Source organism: Tumebacillus sp. BK434, from assembly GCF_004340785.1.
Taxonomy (GTDB): domain Bacteria; phylum Bacillota; class Bacilli; order Tumebacillales; family Tumebacillaceae; genus Tumebacillus_A.
Window position 1 is genome coordinate 461,288 of the sequence record NZ_SLXS01000003.1, and the last position, 26,161, is coordinate 487,448.

The following is a 26,161-nucleotide window of genomic DNA, read 5'->3' on the forward strand; positions in this document are numbered from 1 at the left end:
CGCGATAATCGCCTTGTAGAGAACAACGACGCACACGAAAGGAGCTGAGGGAGATGAAAAAACGCGGCTGGTTCAAATGGGCCGTCTTCCTCTTGGCCGCTGTGATCCTGACCATCGGGGGGATGCAGTTGCTCGACCACAGAGTGGACAAGTTCGACAAAGGCACGCAAATCCAAGCGTTCGTCAAGCATGACCGCGGCGGCATGATGCAGCACCATGTGATCATGATGCCGGTCAAACAGCACGGCGGCCATCACGAAGCAGGCTGGTTCTGGTTCCTCGCGCTAGCCGTCATCGCAGCGTTCCTGATTTGGAAGTTCATGAAGAAGAAAAAGCGCCCGCAACAGCACAGCAACTATGCAGTTGATCTGAGCATCAGCCTGCCGGGCGGTGCAACCGATTTCCTCGACCAGTGGGAGAACCAAACTCGCAAGCAGCAGAACACCAAGGAGGAGAACTAAGATGGGAATCACGAAACGCATTCGCGACATTTGGACGGCAGGCGTACACGATAAACTGGACGCGCTGGAGTCCCCGGAAAGCCTGATCAAGCAATACCTGCGCGACCTCGAATCAGACCTCGCCAAAGCGGAGGACGCGATCCGCAGCCACCTGATGATCGAGAAGCGCCAAGAGCGCCTCGTCTCGGAAACGGAAGCTTTCATCACCAAGCGCGAGCGTCAAGCTAAACTGGCAATCGAGACCGGCCAGGATCAGATCGCCAAGCTGGCCTTGCAGGACAAGTTCGACTACGAACCCCGCCTGGCTGTGTACCGCGAGCAGTTGGACGTGATCCAAGGGCACACCACGCAGCTGTTCGAGCAATTCAAAGAGCTGAAAACCAAATACGCGGAACTGCAGCAGAAGAAAATCGTGCTGCTCTCCCGCGCCAACGCCGCCGCTTCCATCGATCACGTCAACCGCACGCTCTCCTCGCTCGACGCCGGCAGCGCCTTGCGCGGCTTCGAGCGCATGGAACACCGCATCGCCGAACTGGAAGCGTCAGCCCAAGCGACCCATCGCCTGCGCACCCTTTCCGTACCGGCCGCTCCCGCACCGGATGTTGAATTCAACGTCGATGTGGAAACTGCGTTCGCCAAGTTAAAAGCGGAACAAAAGGAGCCAACCGCCTAACCTTTCGCTCCCCCTCACTTGCCACCGTTGTCTAAACGGTGGTCTTTTTTGTTTTATATTTCATTTACTATGATCAGAATGGCTACCAAGGCTGGCTTCGCGCGATCTATATCGAGGAGTTTGCGTCCGATACGAAGTCCTACTATGTGACATACATCGGCGAAGTCTACTACGTCGGCTACTAACCGCAGTGTCTCGTTTCGCAGTAAAAAGACCTGCTGTTCTCCAGATCGAAAAACAACAGGCCATACAGGGTTTTCAGCGGTGGAGGAGAGGGAGTCGACCCCCTGTCCCCGCGAAATGGAGGGGGCATGGCGTTTAGCTACTTACGATCACCATCTTTTTACAAGGAGACCGCATGAAAACTTGTTATCCCGCGATGGATGTGGAATAATCAGCGTAACAGGCAGAGGGCGCAGTATCTCCTCCTTTTCGGACTGCTACGTCCGATTCGTTCGGTATTGGGGTCGCTAATTGGCGGGTTCACTGGCACGAGAAACAAGATTTCCAAATGCGGCTCGCCTTCTCTTAGGCGGGCCGTATGGCTTGCTGCCACAAGAGCACCTAAAATTATTTACCGAGGGGGAATAATAATGACTGATTTTAACATCATTCTGTTTGATGATTTTGAAACGCTTGACGCATTTGGCCCTGCCGAGATTATTGGAATTATGCCCGAAACTTACAAGCTGGATTACTTTTCATTACATGGGGGAACCGTAACAAGCAGTCAGAATATCCGGGTAGCTACCCACCCTTTTTCCGATATGAATCCAGAAGGCATTTTACTGATACCAGGGGGGTTGGGAACCAGAGCACTTGTAAATAACGCTGAATTCATCCATGAACTGAATACGATTGCTCATCAAGCCGTCTTTGTATTAACCGTTTGTACGGGTTCTGCTCTTCTCGCAAAAACCGGGGTGCTTGACGGACGACCTGCTACCTCAAACAAAATGGCTTTCGAGTGGGTACAATCTGTTAATACCAAAGTAAACTGGGTGAAACAAGCCCGCTGGGTAGTAGACGGGAATTGTTACACCTCTTCCGGGGTTTCTGCGGGCATGGACATGACTTTAGGATTTGTCGGCGATCTTCATGGCCAAGACATCGCAAAAAGAATTGCTAATGATATTGAATACATTTGGAATTCTAACAAAGATTTTGACCCTTTTACCCCTTGACTTTTTATAGCTGGTGTTACTACTGCCCTATAATGTCCGTAAATTGACAGGCTCTACTGTCCAAGAATTGACGGAAAAGATGACCGCGTGAGCGATGTTAAACAGGAAAGAAAAAACGGGAGAATCAAGTCAATTCTCCCGCGATCACCCGTTTCACCATGTGGTCGTCAATGATTCGATGCTTATTCGCTGCTCCATAGATCAGACTATGTGTGGCCGCCTTATTCACCAATCGAACCGTACCGCTTGAATAACGATAGATCTCATCGACCGCACCATCCGTGAAAATGTCACGGCTAACGCCCGCATATTCCAGATGACGAGCTATGTACGCCCCAATCTGTGCGCGGTCGTAGTGAATCAGTTTGCACTGTAGATCAATCCTTTGCCGAACGGCCGTAAACATCTGGAGTTGAAGGCGATCCCACAGTTCATTTTGTCCGACCAGGATCAGAGCCATTGGACTCTGGGCATCCATTTTGAAGTTCAGCAAGAACCGCACTTCTTCAAACATTTCTTTGTCTAACAGATGCGCTTCATCAACCACCACGACTGGTTGCAAGCGATGAATCCCCCGCATCAGCTCAATTTCCCGATGTAGTTGCCTCTTGCTGTCCCCTCGATAAAACTTCGCTTCACACCCCAACTGTTCAAGCAATCCCTTGTAAAAATGGCATGGCGTTAGCTTCGAATCGGATAGATACAACAGTTTATATTTCGATGTGTCGAGCACATCTGCGAATCGGCGGATCGTCGTTGTTTTACCAGTTCCGCAGTCGCCGGTCACAACGGAGAACCATTGCCTTTCAGACGTATATTCCAATCTCTCAAGCTTTTCTTCCAAAACATCCGACGCATACAGCTCATGGGTAGGCATATCACGAGAAAAAGGGGTTCTCGCCATTTCATAAAACGCTTCAAACATCTTGGTTCGCCTCCTCCCGAATTTTACGGAATGAGACGGCGCGTATTTGACGCTCTTTCCTGACTTGATTCTTCTTCTCTGCAGCGTCCAGCAAACGTGAACCTTCAACTGTAAGCGATTCAATCGCCGACGGGATAGAGGGGCGTTTTCCTGCCCATTCACCTATGTTCAGTTCTTTCGCCTGCCATGGTGTATGGCTGCCATACTCAATTGTAATCGTCGATATGTCACGCGGGTCGTAGACGACTTCAACCTTTTGCCCAATGAAAGAAAGCCCGACCTCGTATTTCTTCCCCATAAAACTAATACAGCCAGCCTTGTCCACTTTTCTCGTTTCGCTGTGTAAAAACGCATCCGCAATGAGAGATTCCTCGGCGAGCCGGAGCGGCGTCGAGTCACTTCGAAATGCCACCTGCGGGCTAGAATTGTCATCGAGTGCGGAATGGGGTTTGGTCTGGTAACATTCGGTGAGCCAAACTTGGAACAACAGATTGAGCTGGTCGAGTGTCTGGGGATTTTCAAGCGCAGCTTCCGCTAGGAAACTGTCTATGACCCGGTTGAAGCGCTCGATTTTCCCTTTGGATTCGGCTGCATACGGCCTCGTAAAGCGAAGACGTATGCCAAGTTTTGCACATGTACGAGTCATACTTTTGGTTCGAAATTGCTTGCCGTTATCAAAGTAGACAGAGTCAGGTACGCCATTTGTTTGTATTGCGAAACGGAAACAGTCTTCTACGATCGTTTGGTCGAGTGTTGGATAGAAAGCCGCATGCAACACGTAACGAGTCGCATCGTCGATGAACGCAACGAGATAGACTTGCTTGTTGGCTCCGCCTTCACCAATCGGTAGATACGGCCCGAATTTGATGTCAGCTTGCCACAGTTGGTTACGCTGTTGGTGTTGAAAGCGTCTGGCCGCAAGGCCAGAGGTTGAGTATAGTCGCATGTGGCGAGTGCTGTAGCCGCGCTCCATCAATTTTTCCTGCAAGGTGCTTCGCTTGATCTCACCGGGCTTCGCTAAGCCTTCCCACTCCAAGATCTGAATGATTTGTGCAACACTGCGGCTGGGAACTTCTCGGCGAAGCAGGATGGCTTGCTCCAGGAGATAGGGGGGGATTGCTTCGGCTGTTTGCCTTTGACCCTTCCCTTGAGGTCGAAGTCCGGCGAAACCTTCGGTTCGGTAGGCAGATAGGTAACGACGGAGGGTTCGCTCGGATAAGCCGGTTTGCTCACAAATGACTTTCTTCAGCTCTTTGGCTTTCCCAGGGTCAATACCATCGGCCAAGAGCGGAGAGATCAGTTGCATCCGTTCGACGGCGATCTCTTCTGCCCTTTTTTCACTATTCATAGGAATCTACAGTCCTTTCCAATAGGATGTAGATTCACGATACCTTAGGGAATCGCGGACAAGAAGGCGAAACGGGTATGTACCCATAATTGAGAATGAACGATGGGTCGGACAACTCTCGCCAGCCAACCTGCCTCTTGTCCAACGTAATGTCCGATCCTTTGGAGTGCAGACGGTGAAGGTACGGACAATGGCTCCACCGGATTTCCTGTACGCGCCGCAATCGTTGATAAACAATTAACCCAGTATTGCCAGCACGCCTTGAACCAAATGTGCCAGCGGTACAGGGTTGATTCATCAGCGGCAACGTCCGAGGTCTGCGCCTGAGACAAGACTGCTTCAAGGCATTCGGCTTCATAACGTTTATAAGGAACGAGCAGGTCCCGCAACTCATGATGGATCTTCCCGCAACCTTTACAACGCAAACGACGGATGATATAGGTGACCCGTTCACTGGTTGGCTTACGCCCAATGCGACTCCGGCTACCGATCACGAACAGTTCATGCTCACAGACAGGGCAGATATGCTGCTCTGCACTCCTAACGAAAAACACCACGTTTTCTATTTTCTTCGAGCCAATAATTTGATAAACTGATCATGTGATTTTTTGGGGACGACTCTGGTGCAACTGTTGACGCAGCGGCACATCATACAGAGTCGTCTTTTTCCTTTTTTGAATGTGTACGTGGTCATTATATCCGTCAGTTTTTGGACAGGCAATAGCGTCAGCTTTTGGTCATTTAGCATTGGCTGTAACAAGCTGGTCTTTTAGCAATTCGGTAAAAACGGCCCGAATTGTCAGCGTTCATCATAGGCTGCACTTACTTATGATACGATTCACTGTGGCGGTAGAAAGCACAAACTTCTGACTGCTTATTGATTTAATATTTCAATCTAAATAACGGGCGTTCTTCTTTAGAATTTTCTATGGTTGAATACAACCAGCTCAATTAAATAGGCTCCTCAAGGGTGGTCGGCTCATCTCCTGCCGAAAGGGAGTGTTACCATGTCTGCACATGAAGTCATTTCACTCTTGCTCTAATTCGGGCTGTTATTACTCGCGGCTCTTACTTTGGTCTTGACGATCATGAAACAGATGCTGGACATCCAAAATAAAAAGAAATAGATCGCCCTCTGAGTTGGTAGCTCTGGCGATCTATTTCGTCTTACAAAACCTTATAGAGCCGACACCCTTGAAGGGTATCCGTTGTGCAAACGACCGTAGGTGTTTCGCACCTTCGGTCATTTTTTAGTATATATTTTCCTTGTGAGCTTATTCTTACACATCCCGGCTGTTAATCACAACTTCTATGGCTTGTGATTACTTATTGTAAGGATCCCCACATCACTCTAATAGAGAAAACCATAAATTCAATACTGATTTCTCGTTTGCCGCTCTATTCGACAAGGCATTTCCTCAATTCGTGATAAGTGATAATGGAAAAACCAATCTCCTTATACCTAGAAGTGAACAATTTGTTAGTCACCATAAACGGAACAATTTTGTAATCCGAATGTTCTAATTCTATCGCAGTTGTAACCTTACTAAGGTTATTCCTTATATAGTCAATCCTTCTCTGAAATTTCTCATCATCTTTATGTTGATAGAAAAAGCTCTTTTGTTGCATTTGATCTTCGTATATTGAGCCTACTTTTTGGAGAACTTTGCTCTCTATTATCCATATTTCCTTTTTCGACTGATTAACAGCAATTACATCGTAGTCACCTAAGTTATCTGGGAAGTAGCTATTGGGAAATCTCTTTACCAACTCAAACTCCGAAAAAACTGGATAGAATCCCGCATCAATAAATACACCTGCTATATCTTGCACCATCTCATCTTCATATCTTTTTTTCCATTTCGCGAGAGCTATTTTCACATTCCCCAGACCTACCTCAAACGGTGGGTACCACTCTAAAAATCCACCTTTCCAAGACTCTTTTAATTGTTTGATAACAACAGGTGAGAAAATATATTTACCACCTTCAACAATTATAGGCTTCACATCAAATCGGTTATCACGTTTTTCCCGTTCCCAAAATGGCAAAATATCAGTAACTTTCCCGTTGAGGAATTTTAATTTATCGCAATCAAGAGTTATAAAACGAAGTGCATTTTCTATTTGTTCATGATCATCACTTTTGAGATCCTCAATATGTTTTAGGAAATCACTGATCAGATCATCTTTTTGGAACTCAAATACATTTGGATAGATTTCTTCAACAAACGGCTTTTCTACAACTTCCAATTGTAAATATTCGAGTAAAGGTATCAGTATACCTAATTCTATCCCTGTGTCCGACAAAAAGGCATCGACGCATTGAATTAGATTTTCCTTGTCTCTTTCATCATTTTTAATTGTGTAATCTTCTTGCCCATACTTACGAATAATCGTTTCTTCATACTTATGTTTACCGAAATCAGATATAAGAGTATCCACCCTGAAATCATGATCAATTTGAATTGATGAATCCAGTTCCGTGAAGTAACATGTATCGGCATTATCTTGTAGCACAACAAGCCAGTCAGCAAGAGCCAAGAGATTTTCAAATTCATCTTTTTTACAGTCAAAAATATCATCTCTATGTTGAATGGCGAGATTACTTTCTAAAAGATACTGAGCCGTCCTTAAATTCCGTCTATACTTTTCTCGAATATCTCTTGTTTTCTCCTCGAATTCTTGTAGAACAAGTGGCTCCAAATTTTTAAAACTCGAATAACGCTTGAGATTGATCATTACTCCGTGCAACTGAGTGGAGTAATAACCCAATGCTTTTTTGTGTAAATTTTCTTTATTGTACTTCGAAATGTGACTCTCAAAAACCTGCACAATAGCTGTTTGCATTTTTCTAATAACACGGGTTGCCTCCTTTCCGCGATACTCTCCAGGCTCTGCCCCTGCTACAAAACAAACTTTTGCAATTTCTTTCCTTGCTTTCCCAAAGTTCTGTACATCCATTTGAAAATCAGGCGCCATATCAGAATAATAATAATCTTGTTCGATAATAAATACGCCGACCTCTTTTTTTAGTGAAGACTCTTTTTTTATGACCGACTCCAACTTTACAAAAGACGGGCCAATATACTTTTTTAAAGGATACATTAATTCAGAGAAATATGCTGATTCTACGCTTTTATCATTAGCATTCATCATAGCAGAAAGCAGCTCATCTAGATTTACAGCATATCGAATAATTATTGTATCTGTATCAACATAGATATCACTATAGACATATCTCTTATTTCCGTCTAAAGTAAATCCGGAATGGTCAACCTTTTGTGCGTAATGCATGGGCATAAACAATACTTGCAATACTTTTCCATGTAGAAATGTGAATGCGGCAAGTGTTTCCCCATATCTATTAAAAAGGCGTTGGTTCAACTCATTTATAACTCTAAGTGCTGTATGATTATTCGGTTCGAAATCTTCACTTTTAAAAAACTCAACATTATGTGCGAGAAAAAGGAATGTTGAGGATCCAATCATCTTACCCTCACCGCCGAAACCAAGACAGCCTTTATGTTCTAAATGAGAGTACCCCAACTCATACTCCTTAACTTCCCAACTTAGTGCATTAGAAAACATTTTAGAATGTATACCAAATGGATAATTACATAAATTATTTTTATAATATTCGAATGTATAGTGATCTGAATTTCCATATGAAATAGAAATTAGATCATACTCAATAGCGCCTGATGAAAATTGTTGATGTGCACTTTTCCACGAAAAAAACAAATCGCTTTTCCCGCCAATGGCCACTATTTGCGCTTTTTCTAATCTGTCATATTCTATAAAATCTATCAACTCACTAAACCCTTCCATAAACCCTAACATATAAAACAAATCAAGGGCAGAACATGAGAACTCCTCTCCAGCTTTACCCAAAAATACTCTAGAGGCGGAGATATCGGTAATCGGTTCGATCAGCAAAAAATGAACTGGCATTTCGGCCAAAACATCAAATGCATATCCCCCATGTAGTTCTTTTCTGTAATACGTTTCGCAAAGTCGCAACTGATTTCGTTTATGCAGTAAATTGAATGCATTAATTTCTCTACGAATACTATCCTCATTATCGAAATCACCTTTATTCAAGGCAACTAAAACTCTTCCAGAATTGACAGTCATAAATGCTAGGTGATGACTCGTATAGGGTTTCTCTGTTTTCTTATCAAAAATTCTTGGAGCAACTAATACTCGTGAACGATCATTATTCGAAAAGTTAAAAGTGTTTTCTATCAACTTCACGATTGTCAAATTGATATGCCGATGATACTCTTCTACAGTTGCCAAAGAAAGAAGTTTTTTGTAGAAGTCAACCAAAATTGATGTATTATAGAGTGGATAGCACACTTCCTTATGCACGAAAAAATGCCGCATTTCAATTGGACATATTTGATATCCCATTATCTGAAACGATTGCTTGGCAAGCTCCAAAAACTCTTCCGAATTAAATAAGTCATTCACTGCTAGCCAAAACTGTTCTGAAGGAATTTCAAACACGATATTATAATTTTCATCTGAAGACGAAATATTACTATCAGATATCTTATTAATTATTTTGCGATTATATTGCAATATAACTTTAAGGTCGTCCGTCATTTCAATGACACTTGCCAATTCAGGCAGAAAATTCATTGCGGCATACACATGCCCATGACCAGTACCAAGAATCACAGGAAATGTTTCATCATCAAAATTGATTTGGACTTCACCGAAATCATTTAAAGTTAGATCTTCCCTATTTGTAATTGGTAGATGTAAAGCAATTACATCAAAGAAATCCTTAAAATCGGAATATTCCTTTATATTTCGGGTTCCAAATTCTCTAGTATTGCTTAGAGCATTGTTAAGTGTCAATGTTTGCGCCATTGCTGAACGATTATCTGCCCAAGAGCTAACACAAAAAACAGCTCGTGTAACATCATCGATGTTATACTTGGATAGGATTTTTTCAAGTTTCTTAGAATCCGCCTCAATATATTCAAAATAAGAGACACAATCCTCTATTGGTATAGTATTGTCATTTGAGACTTTGCGTATGGGTTTATCAATACAGCACTTTTTGTACTTCTTACCACTTCTACAATAGCAAGGATCATTTCGGCCAATTTTCATTGTCAGTACCTCCTGCCACTCAATTTGATGTTGTACTACTTTAAACGATTATAACAAATGGCTTGAGTTTAGAACAGTAATTAATAACATTTCGTCTGCGTACCCTTTGTATAATCTATGTTTTAAGAATGATAAATGTCATGTTATGACGAAAAGTCTATTGTTGAGTATTTCTTTATTTGTTTAAAAAGTATATCAATCTCACTTATGATACGGTTCACCGCACCTGTTCTAAACACATCGAAAGGTGCGGATTACCATATAATAACCCTTCCGTCGGAGGGGTTTTGTTCTACTTTTTCTTCCGCACAGTTAAGTTGTAACTCTTGAAATATTGACACCATTATCAATAGCATATTCTATTTTCGGATCAACAATTTTATATATTCTACTTGTACCTTTACGGTCAAACTCAATAATTAGACCCATTCTTTGCATTTGTCCAAAATAATTATTTACTGAACCGCCGCTGACACCAGTTGCCTCCTGAAATGCACTTCTAGTAAACTCTTTTTTTCCTAAGCGTAACAAATGTCGTACATAAGAATATACATCTAAACTATTTTCCCGAGAACCCACCTTTCTCGGATAATATTCGTAATAATTAAACTCCCGAACGAACTCACTCAATCCTTGAATTATCGCTACTACAGACAATTTCATTTGATTATTATTTTTATACTGTGCATGAAAAATATATTTAAGAATATGCCACAAATCGCGAGGATTTCCATTGGCAAGTCGAAAAATTCCCGCAAAATCATTATCTGTTACATGGTCATCAAATATTTCCCTATAATCACTAACAATTCCATTTGAGAATGTATCAATCCTCTTATTTAACGCCCCTTCTAGATCATCCCTTTCCCATTTTGTATAGGAAGTAAAGTGTTTTTGAGATCTCACCTGATCCGCTAAAAAACTAAAGGGAATGTTCCACAGGGAAACAATCAACTGCAGCTCTTGATTCAACAATAATTTATTATCCGTTAAAACAGGCTGAATGAAGTTTGCGATTTCTTCCGCATCATTAACTAATCTACTATCCTCATCGATCTTATCCAGTATAAGTGTAAAACGGGAATACCCTAGCCTTGTTATTAGATTGAGACATCTCACAATAAAATCATAAGTAACTGGTTGCTCTTCAAATGGTTGTTCTGCTACGTACTTAATCTCTGGAAAATATGATCTTAGAACAATGTCTTTTGGTACTGCTGGAAGTGATGTGAAGTGTTGTCTTACTGCATCAGAGGACAATTGTATTGCACTCGATACACCATAATTCAGAAGATCTCTCGAGAAGTTATATATTTTTTTCAAGGTAGGTATACCCCAAAATTGGCTTACTTCCTCGATCTTCTGCACTAATACTGTTTTACTAATAGTTGGGAAGTATGTTTTTAGCAAATAGACTAAGAGTACTTTTTCATCATTTCCTAATTTCTTAATCCTCTTCTTCTCAATAACTAGTCTTAGAAAAAGTTGCTCCACAAGCTTTTTTAGTATGATCTTATAAAAATCTTCAGAACTAAATGGTGTAGGTAAAGCAGCAAAATCATCTACCCAAGCCACGAGAGTGTTTTCATTTGCTTTATCTTTGATATCATACAATAGAGCTGTCTTACCAGTTCCTCTGTTTCCAAGAATAAGCATAGTTTGTCCACTAGAAAATGCCTCAATGATTGGGGAATACTCGGAAGGGCTGTAAAATAATTTCTCCCGAATTTGTAACTCATTTTCAGTAGAATATTGATTGAACGGGAATTTTTCGAAACCAAACCCGGATGCAAACTGATCGAAAGTAGTCGTTCTAGCCTGACTCAACTCTTATCACCCTTACCACATAATTTTGATTTGCACATACTATTTTACCATATTAATTCATAACCTTCGTAGCGAAGTTATATTTTTTCATAATTATTTTTACGTTTCTTATGATAAAACTCACCATACCCAACCCGCAAACAAACACAAAAACGGAAGCGACCCTCTTATGAGGGTCGCTTCCGTTTCATCGTTTTTTGGTGGAGGCGAGGGGAGTCGAACCCCTGTCCGAAGACCTCGCTGCATGTGCTTCTACGAGTGTAGTCGTCTCTTTTAAGAGTTCGCCGTCAGGACGCGGAGCGACACGCTTCCGTCAGGCTAGCTCGATCATGTTTCGCCGGAGGTCCACGAGCAGGGCCTCTGGCTATCCCGCTAGAGTGACGTCCTAAGGGCTACGCAGGAGTAAGCACAAAGGACGGATTCACAGACTAAGCTGCGAACGCGAGGTTTTGGTTAAAGCTAGGTTTCTTAGCGTTTATTCGCTTTCCGCGTTTTTAACGTGGCCTCGCAGCCCCACGACTCGCTACAACACGCTCGAACAATCCCCGTCGAATCCAAAAACGCCCCCATGATAGAAGGTGGAACGGGTCTTACTTCTGGCGCGGATACATCTCTAGTATACCACACTCTCCCCCGGGCTTGCGGAGGTACTTCTTAGTACTTCTGGCGTTCTCTGAGCGCACGCTCCATCTCGCGCTTGGCATCTTTGTTGGCGATGTCCTGGCGCTTGTCGTAGTTCTTCTTGCCCTTCGCCAAGCCGATCAGCACTTTGCAGTAGCCGTTCTTGATATACAGCTTGAGTGGCACCAAGGCGTACCCTTTCTCCCGGGTCTGGCCGAACAGCTTGTTGATCTGCTGCTTGTGCATCAAGAGCTTGCGCGTGCGGGTCGGGTCCACGTTGTGGCGGTTGCCCTGCTCGAACGGCGAGATATGCATGTTCATCAGGTGCGCTTCGCCGCTTGTGATGCGGGCAAAGCTGTCTTTGAGGTTCGCACGGCCCTGACGGATCGATTTGATCTCGGTGCCGGTCAGAACGATACCCGCTTCGATCGTCTCTTCGATGAAATAGTCATGGGTCGCTTTCTTGTTCTGGGCCAGTACTTTCGGCTCGGTCGATGCCGCCATGAGTTGCCACCTCCTTGTTGTTCCAAAAATATTATCACTAGTGCTCCATGCAGTCAAGAGGGAAAAACCCGCTGTAATCAGCGGGCTTTTCGCTTTTTGTTCTTGCGGCGCGCTTTGCCCACCGCCTGCTTCAATTCGGCCAGCTCGGACGGCGTGCGTCCGGTCTTCTTTTTCGCGGCCGGCTTCTTGCCTGCGCCCGCAGTGCTTGACGCAGCTCCTGCTGCCGCCCCTGCCGTCTTGCCTTTGACTTTCCTGGTCTTCTTGCGCTCGGCAATCTCCGCACGCTGCTGGTTGTTCTTCACGTGGTTCAGCAGCTGGAAGTCGATCGTGCGGTCGGTCTTGTTCGCGCCCATCACTTTGATCTTCACCGGGTCGCCGATGCGGTAGATCTTGCCTGTGCGCTCCCCGATCAGGCAGTACTGCTTCTCGTTGAAGTTGTAGTAGTCGTCGATCATGTAGGAGATGTGAATCATCCCTTCGATCGAGTTCTCCAGCTCCACGAACATGCCGAACGATGTCACGCCGCTGACGATGCCTTCGAATACTTCGCCGACTTTGTCCAGCATGTATTCGACCTTCTTCACATCGTCCGTCTCGCGCTCTGCTTCCACCGCCACGCGCTCGCGCTCAGAGGTGTGCTTGCCGACCTCGTCCATCATCGCGCGCAGCTTCTCCAGCCGCTCGTCGTTCAGCTTGCCGCCGTTGTTGATCACATCGCGGATGATGCGGTGGATCTGCAGGTCCGGGTAGCGGCGGATCGGCGAGGTGAAGTGGCTGTAATACTTCGCCGCCAGCCCAAAGTGCCCGAGCGGCTCCGGCGAGTATTTCGCCTGCTTCAAGGAGCGCAGCATCACGGTGTTGATGATCCGCTCTTCCTGCGAGCCTTTCACCTTCTCCAGCAGCTCCTGCAGCGCGTTCGGGTGAATCTTGTTGTTCCCGCCCGCCCCCTTGATGTGGTAGCCGAAGTTGTGGATGAACTCGTTGAAGTTCTGCAGGCGGTCCGCATCCGGCTCTTCGTGAATCCGGTACAGGAACGGGATGTTCATCCAGTAGAAATGCTCGGAGACGGTCTCGTTCGCCGCCAGCATGCACTCCTCGATGATCATCTCGGCGATCGTGCGCTCGCGTTTCTTGATCTCCGCCACTTTGCCGTCTTCGCCAACGATGATCTTCGTCTCTTGGAAGTCAAAGTCGATCGCGCCGCGGCTCATCCGGCGGGCGCGCAGCTTCATCGCCAGCTCCTCCATCGTCTGGAACATCGGCACCAGGGAGGCATAGCGCTCCATCAAGTCCGGATGCTCTTCCGGCGCGGTCAGGATCTTGCGCACGTTGCTGTAGGTCATGCGCTCTGTCGTGTTGATCACCGACGGGTAGATGTCATGGCGCACCAGCTCCATGCTCGGCGAGAACTCCATCTCGCAGCTCATCGTCAATCGGTCGACGTTCGGGTTCAAGGAGCAGATCCCGTTCGACAGCCGGTGCGGCAGCATCGGGATGACGCGGTCGACCAGATAGACGGACGTGCCGCGGGCATACGCTTCTTTGTCGAGCGGCTCCCCTTCGCGCACGTAGTAAGACACGTCGGCGATATGTACGCCGAGCAGATAGTTGCCGTTCTCCAGACGCTCCACGTTGACCGCATCGTCCAAGTCTTTCGCGTCTTCCCCGTCGATGGTGACGCAGACCCAGTCGCGCAGATCGCGGCGTCCGGCCAGATCGCGCTCGGTGATCAGGTCGGGCACGTCGTTAGCCGCTTCCAGCACCTCTTCCGGAAACTCTTCCGGCAGGCCGAATTTGCGGATCACCGACAGGATATCCACGCCCGGGTCGTCCGGGTTGCCCAAGATCTCCAGCACGCGACCCTGCGGGTTGCGCCAGCCTTCCGGGTAGGCGGTGATCTCGATGACCACCTTCTGCCCTTCTTTCGCCCCGTTAAAGTCCTCTTCCCCTAAAAAGATGTCTTGGCCGAGGCGCTTGTCATCGGGCGTCACGAACGCATAGCGTCCCGTCATCGTCACAATCGTGCCGACCACCGTCTTGGTCGCCCGCTCGAGGATGCGGATGATCTCGCCTTCCTGACGCTTGCCCGCCGCCTTTTTGTTGATGCGGGCGATGACGCGGTCGCCGTGCATCGCGCCGTGCATATCGCCTGCCGCGACGAACAGGTCTTGTTCCCATTTTGTCGAGTCCTCGGGAATGACAAAGCCGAATCCTTTCGATTTGCCTTGCAGCTTCCCGACGACCAGGTTCATTTTTTCAGGTACGCCAAATGCGTCGCTGCGGGTGCGGACGACCTGTCCGGTGTCCTCCATCAGTCGAAGCATCTGAATCAGGTCTTCCAAGCCGTCCGCGTTCTCGATGCCAAAATGGTCTTCGAGCTCCCGGATCGTCATCGGCTTGTACTCCAACCCGCGCATCAATTCTAACAATCGCTCTTCGGTCAGCACAGGTATCGGTGCCCCCCTTCTTCCTTGTTACTAAAGTATGCGCAGAGTGGCGCAGGGCTAAACAAAAAGAGGGCCATTTTATACGGCGCCCTCTTCCCCGCGCTCGATGCGCGCAATGAATTCGGCCACCCGCCGGCACACTTCGTCCGCCTCGCAGTCGTGGCAGATCATGTGCCCGGAGCGGGAGAAGAACTGCAGATCTTTCTGGCTGCAGACGGCCGCGTCAAAAATGTGCGCCGCGCTCTTCGGCTCCACCAAGTCGTCCAACTCGCCCTGGATCACCAAGAGCGGCACGTCGAGCTGCTCCAGCTTCGGCTTGACCTCCTGGATCAGCCGCCTGAAATGGACCAGCGAGCGCAGCGGCGTCCCTTTGACCTTGGAAATGTAGCGGGCCACGTCTTCGCTGCGCTCCCGCGCCCGCATCGATTTTTGAATCGCCTCGGCGATCGTGCGGAACAGTTGCTTCGGATTGATCGTGTAGATCGGCGAGGAGAGCATCGTCAAGGACGCAATGCGCTCTTTGTGTTCGAGGGACAGATAGGCTAAGATCAGCCCGCCCATCGAAAAGCCGACCAAGTGGATTTTTTCATCGGGATGTTCCTTCAACAGGCTGACCAGCGCTTTTTCCGCGCTGTGGATCCAGTCCCGCCACGTCACGCGCTCCATCTCGTGACGCGTCGAGCCATGCCCGGCCAGCGTCGGCATGGAAACGGTGTGGCCCTGTGCCGCCAACTCCTTGGCCAGCGGCTCCACTTCAAACGGCGTGCCGGTATAGCCGTGCAACAAAAGACATACTGCCATCCCTTCGTCACCCTCCCCGCCCCTGTTTATGAAAAAAGTACCGCCTCCTCCAAAGGACAGAGCACGGTACTCCATTTGTCAGTCGATGTTACGCGTTTGCAACCAGCCAAGCGACCCACAAGGTGAGGCCAATAAAGCCAACTGCCAATCCTGCCGTAATTTTAGCCAACACTGCATCAAAACCACGAGCTTTGCGGCCCACGAGTTGTTCCGCACCGCCGGTGATCGCGCCGGACAGACCTGCGCTCTTACCCGATTGAAGCAGGACGACCAAAATCAAACCGATCGAGAAAATCACGAGCAGAACCTTCGCAATCGTCAATAACATCCAACTCACCTCCAGGGTGTGGTACCAATCCACACACAGTTACATCCTCTATATTAGCATGAACGTAACTCTATGACAAGGAAAGCCAGTTTAGCGCTTGATGTTGTAAAAAGCAGACTTGCCGCCGTATTGCGCGGTGTAGTCGAGCATGTCCTCGATGCGCAGCAACTGGTTGTACTTCGCCACGCGGTCGGTGCGCGACGGTGCGCCCGTCTTGATCTGGCCGGCGTTGGTCGCCACCGCGATGTCGGCGATCGTCACGTCTTCCGTTTCGCCGGAGCGGTGCGAGATGACGGCGGTGTAACCGGCGCGCTTCGCCATTTCGATCGCATCGAACGTTTCGGTCAACGTGCCGATCTGGTTGACTTTGACGAGGATCGAGTTGCCGATGCCTTTCTCGATACCTTCTGCCAGACGCTCGGTGTTGGTGACGAACAGGTCGTCGCCGACCAGCTGCACGCGGCTGCCGATGCGCTCGGTGAGCAGCTTCCAGCCCTCCCAGTCGTCTTCAGACAGGCCGTCTTCGATCGAGATGATCGGGTATTTCGCCACCAGCGCTTCATACATCGCCACCATCTCTTCGGACGTCTTGGTCACGCCCTCGCCTTCGAGGTGGTACTTGCCGTCCTTGAAGAACTCGGTCGCCGCGACGTCCATCGCCAGCATGATGTCTTCACCCGGCTTGTAGCCGGCGTTTTCGATCGCCGTCATGATCAGGGACAATGCTTCTTCGTTCGATTTGAGGTTCGGAGCAAAGCCGCCTTCATCGCCCACCGCCGTGTTCAGGCCTTGCGACTTGAGCACATTCTTCAGGGAGTGGAACACTTCGGCGCCCATGCGCAGCGCTTCGCGGAACGTTTCCGCGCCGACCGGCATGACCATGAACTCCTGGAAGTCGACCGTGTTGTCCGCATGCTGGCCGCCGTTCAGGATGTTCATCATCGGCACCGGCAGCTGCTTGGCGTTGAAGCCGCCAAGGTAGGTGTAGAGCGGCAGGCCAAGCTCTTTCGCAGCAGCGTGCGCCACCGCCATCGAGATGCCGAGGATCGCGTTGGCGCCGTATTTGGACTTGTTGTGGGTAGCGTCGAGCGAGATCATCAGGTTGTCGATGCCGACTTGGTCGAACACATCCTGGCCGACGATTTCCGGGCCGAGCTCTTCGTTGACGTTTTCCACAGCGCGCAGCACGCCTTTGCCAAGGTAACGGCCTGTGTCGCCGTCGCGCAGTTCGACCGCTTCATGAGCGCCGGTCGATGCGCCGGACGGAACGATGGCGCGGCCGATCATGCCGGTTTCCGTTTCCACTTCCACCTCAACGGTCGGGTTGCCGCGGGAATCGAGGACTTCACGTGCACGTACGTCATAGATAATGCTCACAAGAAACACTCCTTTTATGTAATGGTGTCGGTTGCCCTTAGAGAACGATGCTCTGGCCGGTCATTTCTTCAGGTTGTGCCAGTTGGAGCAGCTTTAATACGGTCGGCGCGATGTCGGCGAGAATGCCGCCTTCGCGAAGCGAGATCCCTGCTTGGGTGACGATGAACGGCACCGGCTCGGTCGTGTGCGTCGTGCACGCTTCCCCGCTCGGCAGGATCATCATGTCGGCATTGCCGTGGTCGGCGGTGATCAGGCAGACGCCGCCTTTAGACAGCACCTTTTCCACCACCTGGCCGAGGCAGTCATCGACCGTCTCCACCGCCTTGACCGCCGCTTCCAGCGACCCGGTGTGCCCGACCATGTCGGCGTTGGCGAAGTTGAGGCAGATGAAGTCGACGCCTTCGTCGATCTTCGCCACGCAGGCATCGGCGACGCCGTGCGCGCTCATCTCCGGCTGCAGGTCATAAGTCGCGACTTTCGGCGAAGGGATCAGCACGCGCTCTTCGCCTTCGAACTCCTCTTCGCGCCCGCCGGAGAAGAAGCTCGTCACGTGCGGGAACTTTTCCGTCTCGGCGATGCGCAGTTGCTTGAGCTTGTTTTGCGTCAACACTTCGCCCAAGGTGTTGTCGAGCGAGGACGGCTTGTACGCGACAAATCCGCCGACCGTTTCGGAAAACTTGGTCAAGGTGACGTAGTACAGGTCTTGCGGACATTTCTCGCCCCGGTCGAAGCCGCGGAAGTCTTTGTTCGTAAACACCTGCGAGATCTGGATCGCGCGGTCGGGACGGAAGTTGAACATGATGACCGCATCGCGGTCTTCGATCAGGCCGACCGGCGTGCCGTCCGCGTTCTTGATCACCGTCGGCAGGACGAACTCGTCGGTCACCGAGGCGCGGTACGACTCTTCCAAAGCTTCGAGCGGCTCGGTCGAGGACGGCCCTTCGCCGTAGACCATGGCGCGGTACGCTTTTTCGGTGCGCTCCCAGCGCTTGTCACGGTCCATCGCGTAGTAGCGGCCTTGCACCGTCGCGATGCGGCCGACGCCGTTGTGCTGCATTCTCTTCTGCAGGTCGGCGATGTATTGGCGGGCGGTGCCCGGAATGACGTCGCGGCCGTCGAGGAAAGCGTGGACCAGCACTTGGTCCTGCCCCATCTGCTGCTCTTTGCAGAGGTCGAGCAGCTCCATCAGGTGCGAGATGTGGCTGTGCACGCCGCCGTCCGAGACGAGGCCGTACAAGTGCAGTTTGGTGCCGTTCGCTTTGCAGTGCTCGATCGCGTTCAGGAACGCCGGGTTGTGCTTGAACTCGCCTTCGCGGATCGACTTCGAGACGCGGGTCAGATCCTGGTATACGATGCGGCCGGCGCCGATGTTCAAGTGCCCGACCTCCGAGTTGCCCATCTGCCCGGCCGGCAGCCCGACCGCTTCGCCGGAAGCGGTCAGGGTCGTGTGCGGGTACTCGTTCCAATAGCGGTCAAAATTCGGCTTGTGCGCCAGATGCACCGCGTTGCCCTTCGTCTCTCTGCGCCAGCCGAAGCCGTCGAGGATGATCAATGCTACAGGTGCGGGACGTGTCATTTGGCAAGCGCTCCTTTGAGCAGTTTGGCAAACGAGCCCGGATCGAGGCTCGCTCCGCCGACCAATGCGCCGTCGATGTCCGGCTGGAGCATCAGCTCTTCGATGTTCTCCGGCTTCACCGAACCGCCGTACTGGATGCGCACGAGGCCGGCTTGGTACTGGCCGTACATGTCGCCGACCACTTGGCGGATGTGTGCGCAGACTTCATTGGCGTCCTGTGCGGTCGCCGTCTGGCCCGTGCCGATCGCCCAGATCGGTTCATAGGCGATGACGAGGCGCGGCACATCGTTCGCTTGCACGCCGGACAGCGCGGCGCGGACTTGCCCTTCGACCAGCTGCTTGGTGATGCCTTGGCTGCGCTGGTCGAGGTCTTCACCGACGCAGATGATCGGCAGGAGGCCGTGCTGGAATGCCGCCTGCACTTTTTGGTTCACCGAGTCGTCCGTTTCGCCAAAGTACTGACGGCGTTCGGAGTGCCCGATGATCACGTAGGTGCAGCCGACGTCTTTCAGCATCAGCGCCGACACTTCGCCGGTGAACGCCCCTTCTTCCGCCTGGTGCATGTTTTGCGCGGCCAGTTTGATCGCGCCGCCTGCGAGCTGTTGGTTCAGCGCGTAGAGCGAGGGGAACGGCGCACAGATCACGGTGTCGACCTGATCGGGCGCGTCGTTCGCCAAGCCTTGCAGGTGCTCGGCGAACGAAAGCGCCTGCTGCACCGTTTTGAACATCTTCCAGTTGCCCGCGAGAATCGGTTTGCGCATGGAATGCTCCTCCTTTGCTGTCCTGCTTATTTATCGTTCAGGGCCACCACGCCCGGCAACGCCTTGCCTTCGAGGAATTCGAGCGATGCGCCGCCGCCGGTGGAGATGTGCGACATCTTGTCCGACACGCCCGACTTCTCGACGGCTGCCACCGAGTCACCGCCGCCGACGATCGTCGTGCCGGTGCATTTCGCCACCGACTGCGCCACCGACATCGTGCCTTTGGCGAACGCGTCCATCTCGAACACGCCCATCGGGCCGTTCCAGATAATCGTGTTCGAGCGCTGCACGACCAGTTCGAACGTGCGCATCGACTTCGGTCCGATGTCGAGCGCCATCCAGCCGTCCGGCACGCCTTCCAGTTCCGCGTCGACCACTTTGTGCTCGGCGTCCGCCTTGAATTCGCTCGCCACGACGAGGTCTTCCGGCAGGAACACCATCACGCCCATGCTTTCCGCTTTGCCGAGCAGAGCGGATGCCAGCTGTACCTTGTCCGCTTCGACCAGCGAGTTGCCCAGCTTGTAGCCCAGCGCTTTGAGGAAGGTGTTCGCCATGCCGCCGCCGATGATCATCTGGTCAACCTTGCCGAGCAGGTTTTCGATGACGGTGATCTTGTCCGACACTTTCGCGCCGCCGATGATCGCCGTGAACGGTCGGTTCGGATCTTCCAGCGCGCCGCCCATGAAGTTGATCTCTTTTTCCATCAGGAAGCCCGCCACCGCCGGCAGATAGTCGGCGATACCGGCCGTCGATGCGTGCGCGCGGTGCGCCGTGCCAAACGCATCGTTGACAAAAATGTCGGCCAGCGCCGCGAATTGCTTGGCCAGCTCCGGGTCGTTTTTCTCTTCGCCTTGATGGAAGCGGACGTTCTCGAGCAGCAGCACGTCGCCGTCCTGGAGCAGAGAAATGCGCTCCTGCACGGCCGGGCCGATCGAGTCCTGCGTCTTTTCCACGTTCTTGCCGAGCAGTGCGGAGAGGCGCTCTGCGACCGGCTCCAGCGAGTATTTCGCGTTCACTTCGCCTTTCGGACGGCCGAGGTGCGAAGCGAGGATGACGCGCGCGCCTTCGTCGATCAGGTAGCGGATCGTCGGCAGCGCCGCGACGATTCTTGTATCATCGGTGATCTTCGCGCCGTCGAGCGGGACGTTGAAGTCGCAGCGCACAAACACGCGCTTGCCTTTGACGTCGATGTCGCGAACCGTTTGTTTATTCATCAGGGAGTCCTCCGATCATAGGAAATGAGGAGGTGTGAAATGAGCCTCCTCATAGTTCTTTGCCCTATTGATTTTACCAAATGTTACTGCTTGATGGAAACAACATTCGGTGAATCTGTCATACTTTTTTCAGGAATTCCCCTGAAATATGTTATACAGATTAGAGGCCCCGCTCTGCCATGTAGGCGCAGAGGTCGACGACGCGGCAAGAGTAGCCCCACTCGTTGTCATACCAGGAGACGACTTTGACCATCGTGCCGTCGATGACCATCGTCGACAGCGCATCGATCGTCGAGGAATGCGGGTTGCCGTTGTAGTCGATCGAGACGAGCGGCAGTTCCGAATAGCCGAGGATGCCTTTCAGGTTTCCGTTCGCCGCTTCCTGCAGCATGGAGTTCACCTCTTCGACGGTGGTCGCCTGCTCGACTTCGACGTTCAGGTCGACGACGGAGACGTTCGGCGTCGGGACGCGCATCGCAAAGCCGTTCAGCTTGCCTTTCAGCTCCGGCAGCACCAGCGAGACCGCTTTGGCGGCGCCGGTGGTGGTCGGGATGATCGACAGGGCGGCCGCGCGGGCGCGGCGCATGTCTTTGTGCGGCAGGTCGAGGATGTTCTGGTCGTTGGTGTACGAGTGGACGGTGGTCATCAGGCCGTGCTTGATGCCGAGCTTGTCGTTCAGGATCTTCGCAAACGGCGCCAGGCAGTTCGTGGTGCAGGACGCGTTGGAGATGACGCTGTGTTGCGCCGGGTCGTACTGGTCTTCGTTGACGCCCATGACCACGGTGATGTCTTCGTTTTTCGCCGGCGCGGAGATGATCACTTTCTTCGCGCCGCCGCCTTCGATGTGCGCCGCCGCCTGCTTGGCATCGGTGAAGCGGCCGGTCGATTCGATCACGATGTCGATGCCAAGGCTCCCCCACGGCAGTTTCGCCGGGTCTTTCTCCGCCAGTACGTGCACCTCTTTGCCGCCGACGATCAGGTTGTTGCCTTCCGCGCGCACTTCCGCTTCGAATTCGCCGTGCACCGAGTCATATTGCAGCAGCAGAGCCAGCGTGTTCGCGTCGGTCAGGTCGTTGACCGCGACGATCTCGATGTCCTCGCGGGCAAAAGCTGCCCGAAACACGTTGCGCCCGATGCGCCCAAATCCATTAATACCTACTTTGATCGCCATATGAAAAGTCTCCTCCTTTGGGATTCACAAATTATTTCTCTGCAATTGCAACTGCCTGTTCCAAAATCGCATCGGCTGCCGCTTCGTCGGTGATCAGCACCTGTACGGGGCTGCCGTATGCGACGGCGGAGATCGCCTCCGCCTTGCTGCCGCCGCCCGCAACCGCCGCAATCCGTTCGATGTGCTTGAGGTCGGAGAGGCGCAGGCCCACCGTGTTCATCGCATGCACGATGTTGCCGTGGGCGTCAAAATAATATCCGAACGCTTCTGCGATCCCCCCGTGCGCTTCGATCTGCTCGATGACGCGCTCCGGGAGCCGCCTGCGTTTCGCCATGGGGATAGCTTGCCCGATGCCGTGCAGGACAATCCGAGCGGAGCGCAGGCGCTGCAAGGTGTCCTGCACCTGCGGGTCTTCGATCAGGCTCTGCATGACCTCATCGCTCAGCACGTCCGGCGCGTGCAGCAGGCGGTAGGTGCCGCCGAGCTGCGCGGCGATGCGGGCGGCGATGGTGTTGGCCTGGAACTCCATGTTTTCGCCCACCCCGCCGCGGGCGGGCAGCACTTCCACGCCAAGCGGCGTGCGCGGCACCTGATCGGCGACGGTGGCGATCGTCGTGCCGCCGGTGACGGCGAGGATGTCGCCTTGGCGCAGCGTCTTTTTCAGCCACTCGGCCGCCGCGTGACCGATCGCCTTTTTCACCAAGGGGTCACGGTCGGCGTCACCCGCCACGATGCGCACTTCCTGCAGCCCAAGGCGCTCGGCGAGACGGCGCTCCTTATCGGCGAGGCCTTCCACTTCGCGGATCACGTCGGCGAGCTGCTGAAGCAGATGCACCCCGCGCTCCGTCAGGTGCATTCCGACCGTCTCGACGTGGAGCAGCCCCTGGTCTTTTAAAAAATCGACTTCGGCGCGGAGAATGCGCTCGGTCGTTTGCAATTGCTGGGCTAAGGCTCGCCGGCCGACCGGTTGGGTAAGATAGAGATGGTGCAGAATCCGGTAGCGCTTCTTCATCGTCTCGATGAGGTCGGGCACCAGCTGTTGCTGCAGATCTAACAGGGGGTATTGCACGGCGATTCACCTTCCTGCCTTTTCCTCTAAGGGACTAAAAATGTCCCATGTATGCAAATTATGTCCCACATGCGTTATAAAAAATGCAGACGCAGGGTCTGCTTGTTTTTACTATATCCAAAGTTTGAGAATTTCGCAACTGTTACTCGTAGCGTTTGCGCTGCGCCGAGGAGGGAATGTTCTCTTCTTCGCGATATTTGGCGACGGTGCGGCGGGCGATCTCGATGCCTTTTTCCTGCAGCAGTTCGGTCAGCTTCTGGTCGCTGAGCGGCTTCTTCGGGTTCTCGGCGGCGACGAGCTGTTTGATCTGTGACTTGATGCTTTCTGCCGATGCGCTGTCGCCGGCGGCGGTCTGCACGCCGGAGCCGAAAAAGTATTTCAGCTCAAACACACCGCGCGGCGTCTGGGCGAACTTGCCGGTCGTGGCGCGGGAGACGGTCGATTCGTGCAGGCCGACTTTTTCGGCGACTTGGCGCAAGGTCAAAGGTTTCAACCCGCGCACGCCGTCTTCGAAAAAGCCCCGCTGCAGCTCGACGATCGCCGAGGTGACATGGAAGATGGTCTGGCGGCGCTGCTCGATCGACTTGAGCAGCCACAGCGCCCCGTTCAGCTTGCCGGAGATGTACTCTTTGGTCTCTTTGTGCAGTTCGTCTCCCGAGGTGAGCATGTTGCGGTAAAAATCGTTGATGCGCAGGCGCGGGGTCGATTTTTCATTGACGAGGACCACATAGTCGAGCCCGACGCGCTCCACCGTCACATCGGGGATGATGTAGGTCGGCGCTTCGTTCGAATACATCCGGCCCGGCTTCGGGTCGAGCGTCTTCAGCAGGTCGACCATGCGCTGCACCTCGGCAGGCTGCACTTTGAGCTGGCCGGCGACGCGGGTGATCCGGCCTTGGGCGACATCTTCGAGGTAATGGTCGATCAGCGGGTAGATCTCCGGCGGCACCTCCGTTTTCTCCGCCAGTTGCAGGCGCAGACACTCCGCCAGGTCGCGCGCGCCGACGCCGGTCGGCTCCAGGCTCTGCACGTGCGAGAGCGCCTGCAGCACGCGCTCCCTGGTCACGCCAAGCGCCTCGGCGCAATCTTCCGGCGACACGGTGAGGTAGCCGTTGCTGTCGAGGCTGCCGATCAGGTATTGCCCGATCCGCAGCGCTTCGGAGTTTAACGGGAGCAGCCGGAGCTGTTTTTCCAGATGATCGTGCAAGGTGATCCCTTGGCGGATGCCGTCGGCCGCTTCCTCCAGCTGAGACCCGGAGGCGCTGCCCATCCCGGCGGTGCCGCCGTTTTTGTTCAGTTCTTTGGCGAGTTCCGTCCAGTCGATCGTGCGCTCGACTTCCAGCACGGGATTCTGCTGGGTCTCGCTTTCCAAATAGTCGAGCAGTTCGAGCGACGAGAATTGCAGCAAGGCGATCGCTTGGCGCAACTCGGTCGTCATGACCAGCTTCTGCGTCTGTTCCTGCCACAGGCCGTAGCCGAGTCCCATCTGCATGTTCTCCTCACTCCTCTTCGCGTGCTGCTATGCTTTTTTCAGTGTAGCAAAAGCGCGCGTGAAAAGCGATTGCAAGCTTTCACCACTTCAGGCATACAGCACATGCACAGAACCAAATTGGTCGAGCAACGCATATCGGACATCCCGGATGTCATAGATTTGCAATTGGGAGAGCATCTCCCGCACCCAAGGCTCCGATTTGCCGAGCTGCATCAGGTTGTCATAGACCAATTTGCCATGCCGGATGATGTGCAGCGGCGGTGCTGTCAGTTCTTCCATGCTGAGGCTCCTTTCCACGATGCGGCTAACTCCGTTTCTATTCAGGGTGCCTTGAAACAGCGAAAAAAATTCATCGGTATCATTCTGCACAAGAGTCGAATATGCTCGAAGTATCGACATTCAGAAGGAGGAGACTGCCTTGCGGATTGGATTTATCGGGACAGGTAGTATGGGAGGTATGTTAGTCCGCGCGTTTCTCCAGTCAACGCCCTCTTCGGAGCTCCAGGTAGTCGCCTGCAACCGAAGTCCGGAAAAACTGGCCCAGCTCACGTCGCGTTTTCCCCAGATCGAAACGGCTGCATCCCCTGAAGAGACAGTTTCCCGCTCTGACATCGTCTTTCTGTGTGTGAAGCCGGGCGATGCCAAAGGTGTTATACAGCAAGTTCTGCCTTATATTCGGGAGAACCATTATTTTATTTCGATCAACAGTGCGGTGATGCTCGACGAGATGGAAGCGGTGCTGCCGTGCCGCGTCTCGAAAGTCATCCCCTCGATCACCCAGGTCGGGCTGTCCGGCGTGACGCTGGCCATGCACGGCAGCCGGATGTGCGCCGAAGAGCAGCGCTATATCGAAAGCTGGCTGGCGAAGATCTCCAAGCCGATCGCCGTCGAGGAAAACGACCTGCGCGTCTGCTCCGACCTCAGCTCCTGCGGCCCGGCGTTTCTCGCCGTGATGCTGCGCGAGTTCGCGATGGCGGCGGTGCGCCAAGGCGGCATTCCCCGCGACCTCGCCGAATCGCTGGTCAAAGAGATGACGCAAGGCGTGGGCAAGCTGCTGACCGAAGAAGGATTTGAGTTCGAAGATATCATCAAGCGCGTCGCGGTGCCGGGCGGCATCACGGCGGAAGGGATCAAAGTGCTGCACCCGTCCCTGCATGGCGTGTTCGACCAGCTCCTGGTCACCACCCGCTCCAAGTCGAAGCACCACGGATCGTCCGCTCCCGAATCGAAATAGGCAACAAAAAAAGCGGGGTCATTA

The 26,161-nt window shown here is 52.0% G+C and carries 21 protein-coding genes and 1 other RNA gene; 4 read left to right on the plus strand and 18 right to left on the minus strand.

The window, feature by feature from the left end:
• The first annotated feature begins 53 nt into the window (after positions 1-53).
• The 3 genes from EV586_RS10485 to EV586_RS10495 all read left to right on the plus strand — a co-directional run bounded on the left by EV586_RS10485 (position 54) and on the right by EV586_RS10495 (position 2,318).
• The gene (locus EV586_RS10485; RefSeq protein ID WP_132945043.1) at positions 54-461 is read left to right on the plus strand and encodes a hypothetical protein; all 408 of its coding nucleotides are present in this window, start codon (positions 54-56) and stop codon (positions 459-461) included.
• 1 nt (position 462) lies between these two features.
• Positions 463-1,134, plus strand: a complete 672-nt coding sequence (locus EV586_RS10490; RefSeq protein WP_132945044.1) for a PspA/IM30 family protein — start codon at positions 463-465, stop codon at positions 1,132-1,134.
• Between the two features lie 593 nt (positions 1,135-1,727).
• Positions 1,728-2,318, plus strand: coding sequence for a DJ-1/PfpI family protein (locus tag EV586_RS10495; protein WP_132945045.1), 591 nt, complete (start codon positions 1,728-1,730; stop codon positions 2,316-2,318).
• A 124-nt stretch (positions 2,319-2,442) separates the two neighbouring features.
• On the opposite strand, the gene EV586_RS10500 is transcribed toward EV586_RS10495, so the two are convergent.
• The 18 genes from EV586_RS10500 to EV586_RS10585 form a co-directional block, all read right to left on the minus strand.
• Positions 2,443-3,243, minus strand: a complete 801-nt coding sequence (locus tag EV586_RS10500; RefSeq protein WP_132945046.1) for an ExeA family protein — start codon at positions 3,241-3,243, stop codon at positions 2,443-2,445.
• Complete coding sequence (locus EV586_RS10505; protein ID WP_132945047.1) at positions 3,236-4,591, minus strand: DDE-type integrase/transposase/recombinase; 1,356 nt, start codon at positions 4,589-4,591, stop codon at positions 3,236-3,238. Before EV586_RS10505 ends, EV586_RS10500 begins: the two co-directional genes overlap by 8 nt.
• Before the next feature lie 44 nt (positions 4,592-4,635).
• Positions 4,636-5,148, minus strand: a complete 513-nt coding sequence (locus EV586_RS21480) for a DUF6431 domain-containing protein (protein ID WP_132945048.1) — start codon at positions 5,146-5,148, stop codon at positions 4,636-4,638.
• A gap of 841 nt (positions 5,149-5,989) precedes the next feature.
• Positions 5,990-9,715 carry a YecA family protein gene (locus EV586_RS21095; RefSeq protein ID WP_165898432.1) on the minus strand — a complete coding sequence of 1,242 codons (3,726 nt, stop codon included), beginning with the start codon at positions 9,713-9,715 and terminating at the stop codon, positions 5,990-5,992.
• A gap of 312 nt (positions 9,716-10,027) precedes the next feature.
• Positions 10,028-11,542 (minus strand): P-loop ATPase, Sll1717 family, encoded by a 1,515-nt coding sequence (locus EV586_RS10520; RefSeq protein ID WP_132945049.1) that lies wholly within the window; start codon positions 11,540-11,542, stop codon positions 10,028-10,030.
• A 198-nt stretch (positions 11,543-11,740) separates the two neighbouring features.
• Positions 11,741-12,110: a transfer-messenger RNA gene (ssrA, locus tag EV586_RS10525) on the minus strand.
• An 86-nt stretch (positions 12,111-12,196) separates the two neighbouring features.
• Complete coding sequence (smpB, locus tag EV586_RS10530; RefSeq protein ID WP_132945050.1) at positions 12,197-12,667, minus strand: SsrA-binding protein SmpB; 471 nt, start codon at positions 12,665-12,667, stop codon at positions 12,197-12,199.
• 77 nt (positions 12,668-12,744) lie between these two features.
• Complete coding sequence (gene rnr / locus EV586_RS10535; protein WP_132945051.1) at positions 12,745-15,114, minus strand: ribonuclease R; 2,370 nt, start codon at positions 15,112-15,114, stop codon at positions 12,745-12,747.
• A gap of 78 nt (positions 15,115-15,192) precedes the next feature.
• A complete protein-coding gene (locus EV586_RS10540; RefSeq protein ID WP_165898519.1) occupies positions 15,193-15,915 on the minus strand; it encodes an alpha/beta hydrolase in 723 nt (240 codons plus the stop codon).
• A gap of 88 nt (positions 15,916-16,003) precedes the next feature.
• Positions 16,004-16,243, minus strand: coding sequence for a preprotein translocase subunit SecG (gene secG, locus EV586_RS10545; protein ID WP_132945053.1), 240 nt, complete (start codon positions 16,241-16,243; stop codon positions 16,004-16,006).
• A gap of 90 nt (positions 16,244-16,333) precedes the next feature.
• The gene (eno, locus tag EV586_RS10550) at positions 16,334-17,620 is read right to left on the minus strand and encodes a phosphopyruvate hydratase (RefSeq protein WP_132945054.1); all 1,287 of its coding nucleotides are present in this window, start codon (positions 17,618-17,620) and stop codon (positions 16,334-16,336) included.
• A 37-nt stretch (positions 17,621-17,657) separates the two neighbouring features.
• Positions 17,658-19,196, minus strand: a complete 1,539-nt coding sequence (gpmI, locus tag EV586_RS10555) for a 2,3-bisphosphoglycerate-independent phosphoglycerate mutase (RefSeq protein ID WP_132945055.1) — start codon at positions 19,194-19,196, stop codon at positions 17,658-17,660.
• Positions 19,193-19,957 carry a triose-phosphate isomerase gene (gene tpiA / locus EV586_RS10560; RefSeq protein ID WP_132945056.1) on the minus strand — a complete coding sequence of 255 codons (765 nt, stop codon included), beginning with the start codon at positions 19,955-19,957 and terminating at the stop codon, positions 19,193-19,195. Before tpiA ends, gpmI begins: the two co-directional genes overlap by 4 nt.
• 26 nt (positions 19,958-19,983) lie before the next feature.
• Positions 19,984-21,171, minus strand: coding sequence for a phosphoglycerate kinase (locus tag EV586_RS10565; protein WP_132945057.1), 1,188 nt, complete (start codon positions 21,169-21,171; stop codon positions 19,984-19,986).
• Between the two features lie 160 nt (positions 21,172-21,331).
• Positions 21,332-22,342, minus strand: a complete 1,011-nt coding sequence (gap, locus tag EV586_RS10570) for a type I glyceraldehyde-3-phosphate dehydrogenase (protein WP_132945058.1) — start codon at positions 22,340-22,342, stop codon at positions 21,332-21,334.
• Positions 22,343-22,373: 31 nt separating this feature from the next.
• Positions 22,374-23,411 (minus strand): sugar-binding transcriptional regulator, encoded by a 1,038-nt coding sequence (locus tag EV586_RS10575; RefSeq protein WP_347812674.1) that lies wholly within the window; start codon positions 23,409-23,411, stop codon positions 22,374-22,376.
• Between the two features lie 142 nt (positions 23,412-23,553).
• Positions 23,554-24,903 carry an RNA polymerase factor sigma-54 gene (rpoN, locus tag EV586_RS10580; protein ID WP_243653008.1) on the minus strand — a complete coding sequence of 450 codons (1,350 nt, stop codon included), beginning with the start codon at positions 24,901-24,903 and terminating at the stop codon, positions 23,554-23,556.
• 87 nt (positions 24,904-24,990) lie between these two features.
• Complete coding sequence (locus tag EV586_RS10585; RefSeq protein ID WP_132945059.1) at positions 24,991-25,182, minus strand: YetF domain-containing protein; 192 nt, start codon at positions 25,180-25,182, stop codon at positions 24,991-24,993.
• Positions 25,183-25,321: 139 nt separating this feature from the next.
• Between EV586_RS10585 and comER the strand changes: the two genes are divergently transcribed.
• Positions 25,322-26,137 (plus strand): late competence protein ComER, encoded by an 816-nt coding sequence (comER, locus tag EV586_RS10590; RefSeq protein ID WP_132945060.1) that lies wholly within the window; start codon positions 25,322-25,324, stop codon positions 26,135-26,137.
• Positions 26,138-26,161 lie beyond the last annotated feature (24 nt).